At 31.4% G+C, this 13216-nt stretch carries 11 protein-coding genes and 2 pseudogenes; 5 read left to right on the top strand and 8 right to left on the bottom strand.

Translation table 11 applies throughout. The features are described from left to right. Positions 1-35: 35 nt before the first annotated feature. From AC5SR4_RS16390 to AC5SR4_RS16375, 4 genes and pseudogenes are all read left to right on the top strand, one after another. A complete protein-coding gene (locus tag AC5SR4_RS16390) occupies positions 36-1412 on the top strand; it encodes an Ig-like domain-containing protein (RefSeq protein ID WP_495357356.1) in 1377 nt (458 codons plus the stop codon). 570 nt (positions 1413-1982) lie between these two features. Then, entirely contained in the window at positions 1983-3545 is a 1563-nt protein-coding gene (gene pckA, locus AC5SR4_RS16385) for a phosphoenolpyruvate carboxykinase (ATP) (RefSeq protein ID WP_495357355.1), read from the top strand. Between the two features lie 260 nt (positions 3546-3805). Further along, positions 3806-4171: pseudogene (locus AC5SR4_RS16380) on the top strand (IS1 family transposase); the annotation flags it as partial. Between the two features lie 352 nt (positions 4172-4523). After that, positions 4524-5477, top strand: a complete 954-nt coding sequence (locus AC5SR4_RS16375; RefSeq protein WP_495357354.1) for a sterol desaturase family protein — start codon at positions 4524-4526, stop codon at positions 5475-5477. Positions 5478-5869: 392 nt separating this feature from the next. Here AC5SR4_RS16375 and AC5SR4_RS16370 read toward each other — a convergent pair whose 3' ends face one another. The 8 genes and pseudogenes from AC5SR4_RS16370 to AC5SR4_RS16335 all read right to left on the bottom strand — a co-directional run. Next, positions 5870-6337 carry a hypothetical protein gene (locus AC5SR4_RS16370; RefSeq protein WP_495357353.1) on the bottom strand — a complete coding sequence of 156 codons (468 nt, stop codon included), beginning with the start codon at positions 6335-6337 and terminating at the stop codon, positions 5870-5872. A 33-nt stretch (positions 6338-6370) separates the two neighbouring features. Then, positions 6371-7033 (bottom strand): DUF6565 domain-containing protein, encoded by a 663-nt coding sequence (locus AC5SR4_RS16365; RefSeq protein WP_495357352.1) that lies wholly within the window; start codon positions 7031-7033, stop codon positions 6371-6373. A 634-nt stretch (positions 7034-7667) separates the two neighbouring features. Then, complete coding sequence (locus AC5SR4_RS16360; protein ID WP_495357351.1) at positions 7668-7820, bottom strand: lmo0937 family membrane protein; 153 nt, start codon at positions 7818-7820, stop codon at positions 7668-7670. A 290-nt stretch (positions 7821-8110) separates the two neighbouring features. After that, a complete protein-coding gene (locus tag AC5SR4_RS16355; protein WP_495357350.1) occupies positions 8111-8347 on the bottom strand; it encodes a hypothetical protein in 237 nt (78 codons plus the stop codon). Between the two features lie 98 nt (positions 8348-8445). Then, positions 8446-9006: a helix-turn-helix domain-containing protein gene (locus tag AC5SR4_RS16350; protein WP_495357349.1), complete on the bottom strand. Its 561-nt coding sequence runs from the start codon at positions 9004-9006 to the stop codon at positions 8446-8448. 165 nt (positions 9007-9171) lie between these two features. Beyond that, positions 9172-9612 (bottom strand): cupin domain-containing protein, encoded by a 441-nt coding sequence (locus AC5SR4_RS16345; protein ID WP_495357348.1) that lies wholly within the window; start codon positions 9610-9612, stop codon positions 9172-9174. A 382-nt stretch (positions 9613-9994) separates the two neighbouring features. After that, on the bottom strand, positions 9995-11209 hold the full coding sequence (locus AC5SR4_RS16340) for a hypothetical protein (protein WP_495357347.1): 1215 nt from the start codon (positions 11207-11209) through the stop codon (positions 9995-9997). Positions 11210-11266: 57 nt separating this feature from the next. Continuing rightward, positions 11267-11374 (bottom strand): annotated as a pseudogene (locus tag AC5SR4_RS16335) (helix-turn-helix domain-containing protein); the annotation flags it as partial. Positions 11375-11818: 444 nt separating this feature from the next. Between AC5SR4_RS16335 and AC5SR4_RS16330 the strand changes: the two are divergent. Then, complete coding sequence (locus AC5SR4_RS16330) at positions 11819-13204, top strand: hypothetical protein (protein ID WP_495357346.1); 1386 nt, start codon at positions 11819-11821, stop codon at positions 13202-13204. Positions 13205-13216: the final 12 nt, after the last annotated feature.

Here is a 13216-nt window from a genome sequence, read left to right as displayed (position 1 = left end):
TAAATATGGTTACATCTTATAAACTAAAATACTTTATGAATACAACAAGAAATATTTTTAATAGGGTTCGTGTATTTTCATTCATTTTCTGCTTATCATTTTTGGTTGGCTGTAATGATGATGACAATAATTTGCTGTCATTGTCCATTTTGTCCATCACTGCAAATGGCAATCCTCTTGAAGACGGTGCCATAAACATCCCCGTAAATTCAATTATAGAGATCGCCTTTTCCTCACAAATTGAACCTTCTAAATTCGAAGGATTACTTTCAATAACAGATGGATCTGTAGCGCTTGATTATACAATTTCATATTCGAATGCTACCACAAAGGCAACAATAATGCTTGCTCAAATGGAAGTTAATGCAACATACAATTTATCAATACCATCAGGTGATTTAGGACCAAATGGTGAATTTTTTCAAAGTGGTATAGCACTATCTTATGTAACCAACTTAGGAAAAACACCCTGTTTAAACGGAAGCGATGCTTGTATACAATCGATGCCGCTATCTAATGGTTCTGGAGCAGAATTCGATTTTGACATGTATAGTAATTATGATTTTGTAGATGATACAGCTTTCACTTATAATTCAATAAACCAGCTTGTTATTGTTGTACATGGTTTACAAAGAAATGCAAACGATTATTTCTCATATATGGCTTCTTCCTTAAAAAGTCTTGATATGGAGGAAAACACATTATTTATATCGCCGCATTTTAAAGATAATTCAGCAGCAACTGGCGATGATTTATATTGGGATAATGGATGGAGAGAAGGTGCAAATTCGAGTAATCCCGGTGCTTCAATAAGTTCGTTCACAGTTATAGATGCTATCATTGAAAAGATAGTTGCTTCAGGTAATTTCCCAAATTTAACAACCATATTTGTAACAGGACATTCTTCTGGAGCAGCGTTTGTACAACATTATGCTTTGGCCAATAGAGCCGAAAATACCTATGCAGATATTAATTTTGAATACAGCATCGCTAACAATCAATATTTTTATTATCCAGATGGATTAAGATATGATGAAAACTCACAACAATTTATAACACCTACAGGTTGTTCGGGGTATGATTTTTGGCCTTACGGATATGCATTTTCAATACCATACCTAGATGGCATTGAGCAGTCTGTAATAACTGAGCAACAAGTAACCAGAAAAACAACGTACTTTTTAGGCAGTAATGACACCTCAACCGAGGGCTCATTGAATACAACAGATTGTCAAGCTACACTTTTGGGGGGAAATAGATTAAAACGAGGCGAAAACATCTACTTATATATGCAAACTTTTTATGGGGCGACAAACAACCATGAAAAAATCATTGTTAATAATGTAGGGCATGATGCCAATGGTATGTATAACTCTTCGGAATTTAAACAATACTTAATTGATCATCAATAATTTTGAAGCTATAATCTTGTGAAGATAGATTGAAAGATAGCCTAATGCCCCCTTATTTTTTTTATAACCTATTACCAATTAGAATATAAAATGTCGCATGTCGACTCGTTCTTTTTAAATTTAAATGCCTTGTTCATAAATTCCGTAGCTACACTATGCAATCTAATCACAGCGTTTTTATATTTAAAAATAACTTCGGCTTTAATACGACATTTTATATTCTAATTGGTATTAAACTTAAACTCAATTATTATGAAAAAACTTTGTTTTTTACTTTTTTTAATGTCATTTACGAGTTTTGCTCAAAAAAATGTCACTATAACTAAAATTATTATAAAAGAGTCATTCATTTACATGCTTTCTAGGTCTTCAATATAAACTCTAAAAGGAAATGAATGTGTCTAAATTAACATCAGTACTTTAAATTAAAAGATAAGATTATCAACTTTTATAAAAAGATAATAACCCACAACAGATATACTTTTCAATTCAACATTTAAAATCACCTTAAGCTATAAAAGGTGGTTTTATTCCTCAAAGATTATACTAATATTTACAAATATATTCAAAATGAGTTTTTATAAAAAACACCATTACCAAGAATCAGAAACAAATTTGATTAATCATAGTGTCAATCAGTTAAACGAAGACCTAACATATAACAATGTTCTGGCCATTAAAACTGGCAGCTTTACTGGTAGATCTCCAAAGGATCGTTATATAGTTAAAGACTCCTTAACAAAAGATAAGGTTTGGTGGGGTGCTGTTAATATTCCCTTTTCAAGTTTACACTTCCATAGCCTTAAAGTAGATATGTTAGATTATTTTAAAGATAAGGAGGTATTTATAAGAGATTCTTTTTTAGGAGCAGACGCTAATTACCAAGTTTCTATAAAAACTTATGCTGAATATAGCTGGAGCGATTTATTTATTCGAAATATGTTTATAGAACCTACTGCTTCTGAGTTAGAAAATTTTGAAGCTGAATGGGTCATTTATAATGCCCCTGGGTTTAAAGCCATTCCCGAAAAGCACGGCACAAGCAATGAAAATTTTTCAATCATTAATTTTACTGAAAAAATAATTTTAATTGGAGGTACTGGATATACAGGTGAAATTAAAAAAGGCATGTTTTCTGTTTTTAATTTCATACTTCCGATCCAAAAAAATGTGCTACCGATGCACTGTAGTGCCAATGTAGGCAACAATGGTGAAACGGCTATATTTTTTGGTTTAAGTGGTACAGGTAAAACCACGCTATCTACCGATGCAAAACGAAAACTAATTGGTGATGATGAACATGGCTGGACTCCCGAAAATAAAATTTTTAACTTTGAAGGAGGGTGCTATGCAAAAGTAATTAATCTTGTAGCATCCAAAGAACCTGAGATTTTTGGTGCTATAAAAAAAGGAGCTTTATTAGAAAATGTCATCATAGACAATGAAGGCCATGTTGATTATTCTAATAGTGCCATTACAAAAAATACGAGAGTTAGCTACCCAATTTCCCATATTGAAAATATCCAAATACCATCTATTGGTAAGAATCCGAAATACATCTTCTTCTTAACCGCAGATGCTTTTGGCGTTCTCCCTCCAATGTCCCAATTGACCCCAGAGCAAGCGGCCTATCATTTTATATCGGGTTATACAGCTAAAATTTCAGGAACGGAAGAAGGCATACAAGAACCGCAACCAGAGTTTTCAGCCTGTTTTGGAGCCCCGTTTATGCCTTTACACCCATCTGTTTATGCAAATATGCTAAATAATAAAATTAAAGAGACAGGAGTTAAAGTATGGTTAATTAATACAGGTTGGACTGGTGGACCTTATGGTGTTGGCAAACGCATGGAGTTAAAATACACGAGAGCGATGATTAATGCCGTTTTGAGCGGGTATTTCCCTGATATTAATCCTAAAGATTATCATACCCATAGTGTCTTTAAAGTAGCACAACCAAGAAAGTGTCCAAATGTTCCAGATAGTGTATTAAGTCCAAGACAAACTTGGAATAATGATGAAGCTTATTATAAAAAGGCTTATGAACTTGCTGGCGAATTTAAAAATAACTTTAAACATTTTGAGTCTGAAACAAACCAAGCAATCATAAATGCAGGGCCTATTCGACATTAATTCGTTTAGATATACCTCAGTCCAAATAAGGTAACATTAACGATTTTCTCATTATTTGAAATTGATTTAATTGGATATAGTTTGTGCTAGTTACTTTCTCATGCAATAAGTGATGCGCCGATAGCCTTCCATGGCAAAGACCTGCTAGCTAAAGAATAATCTAAAAATTCAAAATCTGTTGTCATAATAATATTTACCTTTTTTCATTTTTTTAAATTCTAGGTAGTGATTTCGTGCTATGGGGGTAAGGCTACAGCGATATTAGAAGTATTTCGAGAATTATAGGTATTTCAAAAAATATTGTGTTGTCAAGGATGTTAGAGATATCCAAAAATATTAAACCAAAATTTCATGCAAAAGGATGTGAATTTGAAGTGGACGAACTATGGAGTTTTGAAAATATCTCATGGATAACCTACGCCATAGAAAGAAAAACAAAGCAGGTAATTGATTTTGTTATAGGCAGAAAAACCATGGACAATTTTCGACCATTAATAAATAAATTGTTGATGCTAGATCCCAAAATTATTTGTACTGATAAACTTAATATTTATCCTAGTTTAATTCCACAAGAAATACACAAACGCTTTCATACCGACAAGGCTGAAGGAAAAGGAATGGGATTGTATATGGTAAAAGTGCAAGTAGAAAAATTGGGTGGGAAAATAAGTATGTAAAGTGAAGTAAACCAAGGCACAAAATTTACAATAGTGTTAATTCCATAATTAAACCCACAGAAAACAGGAATTGTAACATAAAATATATATATTAACTTTTTAAAATCACTAGCGAAGAGATTCTTACTGCCACAAAACAGCTAACATTCCAGATTAAAGCAGGTAAACTAACATTTAGCGAAACCAGTGTTGATGGGTTTGACGACATTCCCCAGGCTTTTATTGATTTGTTTGATGGAAAAAATAAAGGAAGAATGATTATGAAAATTTAATAAAAAAAGCGCTATTATAATTTTACTATATGAATGAAAATACCTTGACTATGCAAATGCTGTTAGATCGACTAACGGGATTTGACATTATTCAATTTGCAGCCATTCCAATGATTTTGCTCGTTGTATTGGAATGGATTCTTACTATTGCTAAAAAAAAAGACTATTATAATAAGTTAGATACAATATCGGCCACATTTATAGGTGTTGTAAATGTTGGTATTTCAGCGTTATTAAAAATAGGAATTTTTGGAATTATTCTGTTTTTTTATAATATCGTTCCGTGGCATATCCCGAATGAATGGTGGGCATATATTCTTTGCATTATTGCTATAGACTTTTGTAGATACTGGTCACATAGATTAACCCATGTTAATCGTTTTTGGTGGGCAACACATGTTACGCATCACAATTCAGAAAAATACAACTTGTCTGTGGCGTTCAGGTTGGGTTGGACACAACACATTAAATTCATCTTCTTTATTCCTGTTGTTTTAATGGGGTTTGATCCTGTCATTTTTTTTATATGTCATCAAATCGAAGTGCTCTATCAATTTTGGATTCATACCGAATATATTAGAAAATTACCGGCTTCGATTGAATACATTTTTGTTACACCATCTCATCACAGAGTACATCATTCTACAAATGATAAATACCTAGATAAGAACTTTGGATCGACATTTATTATTTGGGACAGAATATTTGGAACTTTTCAAGCAGAAGAAGAGCAAGCTCTTTATGGCATTACGAAACCTATTAACTCCTATAACCCGATTACTTTAAATTTTCACGAATGGCAAGATATGTCCTTTGATGTAATTAAAAGCCGCTCATTAAAAGAAGCATATGCCATGATGTTTACAAGCCCTTCTAAATTAGAAGATGTTAAATCTGAATTCAATTCTAACTATTTAAACGAAAATGAACAATTAAATGAGAATGATGTTGATTTTAAGATGAATAACATTGAAAAAAAATAAAGGGGTAAGGCTACAATAGGGCAGCACGCTACTCTTATGTGAAAAGATTTTTAACAAAACCCTTAAATATAAATACACTTCAAGAGAACTGAAATAAAAATGTTTAAAATATAAAAAGCTAAAAGCCTTTCCTATTTTAAAGTTAAAAGGTTCGGCTTTTTCTTCTTGTATTGTTAAAATTATGTCTAAAAAAAGAGTTTATCTATCAAAAGAGATGAAAGAAAGAATAAGATAAATATGTAAAATAATAGTTGACAAACTTCTGAAAAGATGCCTGTTGCCTTAATAAATCCAATAATTGCACTTATGATTGCAAAAATTATAAAAGACATGGACCATCGTAACATAAGTTTTGGTGTATTTAATATTATATAGAATTATCATGCGAATACTTAAAATCTATAGCGTATCCCTAAAGCGATATCCAAACCCAAATCATCTCTGTAATTATCATTGAAAGCTAATTCCGGTCTGAAGTCTAAAGATAGCTGTAATGGAATGTTGAGGTTATATTCGATACCAATATCTCCTGCTACCAGAGCAAATGAACCATTTATATTTCCATTATCAAAAGAACCAACACCGCCACCCACACCGAGATACCAATTAAAACGGTTCTCTATTGGCATGACCCATTGGTAAAGTCCGACCAGTTTAAAAGCATCTACATTATGAGAATTTCTCCAACCCAAATCAAATTCTAAACGGTTGTTAGGACTTAAACGAGGTTGGTATGATATTTCAGCACCAAATCCATCATTGTCACCCAAACGTAAACCGAGTGCGTTTTTTGAAATGTCTTGTGCCTGTATGCTAAAACAGGAAATTAATAGAATTAGCGTTATTAGTATTGTTTTCATAATATTTGGTGATTTATAAAAGATTAGTTGACTTTACTTTTTAGCTTCGGCATTTTCTTCCGATTTTGCACCCATTCTGTTAAAAGTGTACATCGGTGCAAATTTCAGTTTTAAACCTGCTATTTTGTTATTGTCTGCGCTTGTAAGGCCCTCCTTCTCAACTGTATTTTTTCGATTGTCTATGGCTTCATATAGCAGTTTTATTTCGTCCCAATCCTCTCTTGAGTAATCGTCTTTATTTGCTTCTACTGTATCAACAAAATTTTGATAAACGCTAAGGATGTTGTCTTTGTTAATCCATTCAAACTTCATGTCGTCGTTAGAATAATTTTTTCCTAAAAGCGCTATGCGTAAGTTATTGTTATACTCTAGTGTGGCTTTCAAATTTCTTTCAGCGATAACTTTTTTCTTAAAAGTTTCAAACTGCAGTGATGCATCATCAATATCAGCTCTTAAGGTATTATCTGTTTTAATCATATCGATATTTACCATTGCTAATTCTTTGTGTTCATAGCTGCTGCTTTCAATGTTTTCCCAATGGGAATTGGCATCTGTTAAATCAAGGTGAGTAACAGAATCTACGTATATTACATAGGATTCTACTTGGTCTTTGGCCATTTTCATTTTATCATCCTTACATGAGGTGAAGGCAAAGCCTAAGGCGCAAAATGCGAGTGTAATTGGTATTGTTTTCATAATTTTGAATTTTAATGTTATTTTAGTTTCGATAAATTGGACTGCATGTCCAATTAGCTTCAATTAACTGTATTTGACTATTCAGCTATTTTTTTTAAAGCCTTAAGAGACCTATAAAAGTTTATAAATCAGATTCTTTAGAGAGGTGTGTTGTTTTAAAGTTACGCCTTATGCGTATGAACTATAAAATAAGCAAACCGCTTAGTCTAATTTTTTTTGATGTCATAATGATTGAATTTTTATGCACCTGCTATAATAGGATGTTAGAAAAGGCTTCGTAAGTTTTACGAATTCTTAATCGTTTTTACTTGAAGTGTTTTGGTGTTCTTGGTATTTAAGCTTTATTCACTTTTACATCCGTGGGTTCTTTCTTTTTCTTAAGCAATTCTTCTCCCTCTTGTTTTAAGGATTTGTTGGAATGAATGATCTTTCCTGTAAAATCATCAAAATCATGTTTTTAAGGTATCCTTGGTTTCTTCAGTTTTTGAGGTTATTTTTTTCTGGTTTTTTCCCTTTCTGGGGTGCTATTAAAACGCCTAAAATAATTACTGGGGATAAGTCTGATATTAAACCTAATAGACCATTCTTTGATTTCATTTTTTTGTTTAGGTATTAACAATTTTCAGAAAGCTTTTTAAAGCCTTTTGCTGCCAATAACTCTAAACAAAATGGCTATAATAGCGAGCACTAATAAAATATGGATTAATCCTCCTGTACTGTAAACAAAAAACCCCAATAACCAACCGATGACTAATACAATTGCAATGATATATAATAAATCTCTCATAATTTTGCTTATTTAGTAGTTATATTTCATTAAGTTTTCCTCTAAAGTGAGTTACCAATGAAGCAGACATTTAAGTCTGCTTCCCAAGACCACATGAAACTTTCATTTGGTACTTAGATGATAACCAACTGAAAAGATTAATAGCTTTACAAAGGTTGTTAATTAAGTACAAGTAAGGTTATAAAAGAACAACTATGATTTATATAAATCACAGGTAGGATAAAAAAAGAGCTGTTATATTGTTATAACAGCTCTAATAATCAACCTTATGTTTGGTCAATTACAGTAGGTTAAGCACAGGCTTCGTGATTGTTTTTTAAAATAGTTACTACCTCATGACGATTTTTATGTAACCTTGTTTCCAGTTTTTTAAGTAAGTCCGTTTCTTTTCCGGTTTCAAATTTTAAATCCTCGGATGTAAGTTTTGGATATTTTGTTTTTAAAGAATCAGATTGTTTATTCCAATCGCCTTTCACTTTGAAAAGTTCACTTGATTTTTTTTCCTCAACTTTATTCTTGTTGTCCATAATAATAATGTATTAAACAGTGCATAATTGCACCAAAACAAAGCTAATACTAATTTGGACCGAGGGTGTTATACAAGAAAAATTTATGGTTACATAAGTTACAGGTTCTCTAAATTATATCTTCTTTTTTGTCCTATTTTTTTATAGAAGGAAGGACTTTGTCCGGTAACTTTTTTGAATTGATTTGACAAATGTGAAACACTACTGTAATTCAACCTATATGATATTTCGGTTAGGTTTAGTTCGTCGTAAAGAATAAGTTCTTTGGCTTTTTCTATTTTGTGATTAATGATAAAATGTTGAATGGTTATCCCTTTAACCTCCGAAAATAGATTGGATAGATAAGTGTAATCATAACCTAATTTTTCACTGATATAATCTGAATAATTTACTTTCGGGAATTCATCAGCATAATGAACCATTTCAATGATTACATTTTTTATTTTGTCCACAAGAATGCTTTTTTGATCATCCAATAATTCTAAGCCGGAGACCGCCAAATTTGATTTTAGCTTTAGCTTTAGTTCCTCGCTAATCGTTTCTTTTATTTCAATTACCCCAAGATTAATATTCGTAAAATGAAGCCCTAATTTTTCTAGCTCAGATTTTACCATTAGCTTGCATCTTAAACTTACCATATATTTTACATACAACTTCATAAAAAAGTATTTGAAAGGTTGTTTCTTGCTTTGGTTGGATACACTAATTTAAGGATTAATTGGGTTTTTAAGTCATATTTTATTGAAAATCAATTAAATAAGTATCGTATTAGCACTCAAAGTTTCCTTTGTTGCTTAATTTATGCTATCAGTATAGACTTTATTTTACAGGGAAACCTCATCATAACCACTTTTAATGACAGTTGAAATAATTTTAAATCTTGTATTAGCTTTAAAAATATGGTTTGCGTGTGCAGGAATAATGATAGATTCTCCAGTATCCAATCCATGGGATTTACCATTAATTACAATTTCAGCTTTTCCATCGATCACTTGGATAAAGGTGTCGAAAGGTGAGTTCTTTTCCGTTAGGGCTTCGCCTGAATCAAATGATGAAACGGTTACATTGCCCGTGGTTTTTTTTATTATCGTTTTAATAACCACAGAATTTGGGATATACTCAATGATCTCTAAAACAATAAAGGTTTTACCTTTCTCTTGTTCCAAATTAAAGGCATCTGAAAGTCTGGATTCGAGCTTTGGCACGATTTTTTTTTCTTGTGAACTTTTTTTAGAGTCGGTATGTTCTTTTTTTCTTTTCGTCATTTTTAATAGATGATTTATGGGTTATGTACTGTAAACTGTAATTCCAATTTCAATTGTTTTTAAAAAAGCGTAATTTAGTTTCCTTGAATTTGTAAAAACAAAAAGCAGACTGGTAAGCCTGCTCTTTACTACCAAATATCGCTGAGATACTTTTGGCCTTTTCAAACTACCTAACCAACCAACTAAAGGTTATGAAAAGTTATAACAAAGGTGGTTAATTCTTAAGAGAATTGCTTGTAAAACACTATTTCATAGTTGTATATATCACAGGTATCTCGATATTTTATTTGCATCCTTTGCATTGTCCTTTAGTGAATTTGGGGCATGCTCCACAAAAAAAACACAATATGAAATTAATTCTGTTTGAGTTGATGAATCTCCATTATTGATTTATAATTTCAATGCCTTTTAAATTTTCTAACTGTGCGATAAAACCCCATCCGAACTTTTTTTCTGAAATTTCTAAAACCAACTCATTCTTACCTTCTTCTAATGGAAGTTCTATCATTTGATTTTTATCTAAAACATAGCCTCTATCTTTAAATTTGTCTGATTCATGAAAGCTATTGTCTCCTGTAAAGATGCTTTCTGTATTTAGGTAAATTCTTATTTTATCACTATAGCCAAAATACAATTTCTTTTTTTGTGCCTTTTTTGAATTTATTATCACTTTTGTTAATACAGTGTTTTTTGTTTTAGATAAACTAAAATACCTGTTAAGGTTCATTAAATAATTTTCTTCGGTATTTATATTTTGCCATTTACTTACGATACTATCATTTAAAAATGGTTTTTCAATTTTGAAATTGTAGTTATCATATGGTTCAGAAATCAACCAATTTGAAATGTATGTATTATTAAAAGCAGTTTTTGGTTCGGGTTTAAGTGATACAACGGTATCAAGTTTTGTCACTTTAAAATTGGCAAAATATGCAGGATGGTAACTACAAACACCAATGTTTCCAGAAGCATAATCATGTTTTAATTTCACCGACATTACTTGTTTTGGATTATTATCTAGATAGACTTTTGCTGAGTCTCCCACAACTTGGATTTTTACATGAAACCACTCCCTAGTTGGAATATTTGCAACAGATTGATATGCTGTGCCATTGTAAAGTTGCCATGTTGCTGAGCTATTAAAAATCGGGTCGTATTGCACGGCATCCCATTTTCCGCTAGTATGCGGTTGAAAATAAATGTATTCAAAATTATTCAACGATGTAATTCTAAAAACAATTCCTAAATATGCTTTATCTGATGGAGAATATAAATCACACTCAATAGTTCCATTTAGAAAATCCAGTCCATCCAAATATGCAATTCCCGTTCCTTTAGGGATAAATGTTGTTAATATTGAATCAAATTCTGTTATTTCTGAGCCAAAAGTTTTCCAGTCTTTAGATGTGAAGTCGATATTTATCGTTTCCTTTTGTGCTAGACAAATGCCTGAAATTATTGCAAAGAGTAAAATTAGTTTTGTTTTTTTCATCACAAGGTCTATTTTCTTGTCATCTATACAGTTTCCTATGGATTCTATAATATATACCTTGCTAAGGTATAAATAGGTTATTTTAGATGAAATGATATTTGTCATTTAGCATCATTATCTTATACTTTTTAATTTTTCAATATCAAGAACTTAAATATTTCTTCAGTCTGCTTTTATAATGCTTTGCTTTTTTAATTTGGTTAAGGACCTTATTAATGTTTCTGTAGCTATACCGGCTACACTTGCCAAATCATGCCTGGATATGGTGATGTATCAAATTAGGACATGGATTTTTTTAAGTTTAAAAAAAATTGTAAAAAAGAGATATTAAAAAATGGTTTTGATGTGAAGTTTCAAATTTAATGTTAGATCTTAATTTAAGTTAACATAGCTTAACGCTCACAGTCTCTTTTTTACAATTCTATTATCGGCTACATATATATTTTAGAGCTTAATTGTTTACTCTAAAAGTTTTTGAAAAAAGCACTGCATTTTTTTTATTTTTATTCTGTTCATAAGTTGTTCTTCTACAGAAGAAAGGCTTGCTGTTTACAATCACAAACTATCAATACTTATTTTTCACATCAACGAGATATTCACCAAATCCACAGCAGTTAGATGATGGGTTGGACTTGTATGTTACCTAATTTAACCTCAATGAATTTAAAAAAAAATTAAAGTAGGAATCAAATAATATATAACCTGAAAGGTATTATGGTAAAAAAAATAAAGTGGATATTTCTAATAGTTATTAGTGTACAAACATTAAATAGTTGTGTTTCAAAAGAGAAAAAAAATTCAACTGAAAACAATGAGAAAGCTCAAGTAACCACTAAATACGCTATGAGCATTGTGTTTAGAGAAACACCATATTTAAATATTAAAGGTGCCAATTATGTAACCAAGGAAGAAGCTAACAATGTAAAACATTTTGAATTTGATTATGATGATCAAGGTCGGTTAATTGAAAGCCGATATGTGCTTAATGATGAATTAATAGCATTCAATGATCGTTTTGTGAGAGCTCCAAAAATTAAAATCAGCTATAAAGACAACTTGGAAATTCGCACATTCTATAATGAGTATGGTCATAGAACTTTAGTTACGGGTGATGTTTACGAAACTAGAATTACATTGAATGATGATGGAGAAAGAACAGCTTTAATGTTTTACGGTTTGGATGGTAAGTCTATTGAAAACGATTTTGGAATAGCAAGGTATCATTGGAAAACACAACCCAACAGGACGGTTATAGAGTCTAGATACAACTTGAAAGGAGAATTAGTAAGAAACAGACCAGAATTTCAATACATGATTACAAAATTTGTTTTTGATGAGAACAACATGCTTACAGAAATGACCAATCTTGGGTTAGATGGTAAACAGCCCACACCAGATGATTCTGGAGTGATAAGTACACGAATTAAGTATGATGAAAAAGGCAGATTCATTGAATGGGCAAATTTTGATATGGATGGAAATCCTAAAAAAGGAATGACCAACCTCGCTAAAATTGTGTATGAACCTTCAGCATATTTTTCTGAAGCAGTAGCCATTTTTATTGATGAGAATAATAAACCGCAAAACTCAAATTGGGGTGTACATAAAATTTCATACAAGTTTGATACCCATGGAAATGAAATTGAAAGAACTTTAAGAGATACCTTAAACCAACCAACAAACTCAAGAAGTGGCCTTGGCATTTTAAAATCTACCTATACAGATAATGGAAAGCACCTAAAATCAAGTACTTACTTTGATAAAGACGGAAAGCCAATTGGCTTTGGGGAGAATCAAGTTCATGAACTACGTGTGGAGTTTGATGACCAAAACCGACCAGTACGATCATCTTTTTACGATTTAAACGGTAACATAGCTAATGGCTGGAATGGTTATGCAACCGAAGAATTGGTTTTTGATGAAAAAGGAAGAATTATAGAGTGTAAATACTTGGATAGTAATGGAAACTTGGTTGACAATCAGGATTTTGATATAGCACGTTTTGTATATGAATATAAAAACGAAGTGGAATTACAAAGCGTAAAAACTTATAATGCTAAAGGAAATGAAATTAAACCACAATGGGATCCAAATCATTAAAATAAAGTACGA

It is taken from the genome of Aestuariibaculum scopimerae, assembly GCF_059428085.1.
The sequence above is the reverse complement of the archived record's forward strand: the minus strand, read 5'-3'. Positions and strand labels throughout refer to the sequence as shown.

What these genes read in the sequence shown, in the direction of transcription:
- AC5SR4_RS16370 (WP_495357353.1), bottom strand. Translation starts at nt 6,337, where the DNA reads ATGAAAACAATACTAATAACGCTAATTCTATTAATTTCCTGTTTTAGC.
- AC5SR4_RS16355 (WP_495357350.1), bottom strand. Translation starts at nt 8,347, where the DNA reads ATGGACAACAAGAATAAAGTTGAGGAAAAAAAATCAAGTGAACTTTTC.
- AC5SR4_RS16365 (WP_495357352.1), bottom strand. Translation starts at nt 7,033, where the DNA reads ATGAAAACAATACCAATTACACTCGCATTTTGCGCCTTAGGCTTTGCC.
- AC5SR4_RS16350 (WP_495357349.1), bottom strand. Translation starts at nt 9,006, where the DNA reads ATGAAGTTGTATGTAAAATATATGGTAAGTTTAAGATGCAAGCTAATG.
- pckA (WP_495357355.1), top strand. Translation starts at nt 1,983, where the DNA reads ATGAGTTTTTATAAAAAACACCATTACCAAGAATCAGAAACAAATTTG.
- AC5SR4_RS16340 (WP_495357347.1), bottom strand. Translation starts at nt 11,209, where the DNA reads ATGACAAATATCATTTCATCTAAAATAACCTATTTATACCTTAGCAAG.
- AC5SR4_RS16330 (WP_495357346.1), top strand. Translation starts at nt 11,819, where the DNA reads ATGGTAAAAAAAATAAAGTGGATATTTCTAATAGTTATTAGTGTACAA.
- AC5SR4_RS16390 (WP_495357356.1), top strand. Translation starts at nt 36, where the DNA reads ATGAATACAACAAGAAATATTTTTAATAGGGTTCGTGTATTTTCATTC.
- AC5SR4_RS16345 (WP_495357348.1), bottom strand. Translation starts at nt 9,612, where the DNA reads ATGACGAAAAGAAAAAAAGAACATACCGACTCTAAAAAAAGTTCACAA.
- AC5SR4_RS16360 (WP_495357351.1), bottom strand. Translation starts at nt 7,820, where the DNA reads ATGAGAGATTTATTATATATCATTGCAATTGTATTAGTCATCGGTTGG.
- AC5SR4_RS16375 (WP_495357354.1), top strand. Translation starts at nt 4,524, where the DNA reads ATGAATGAAAATACCTTGACTATGCAAATGCTGTTAGATCGACTAACG.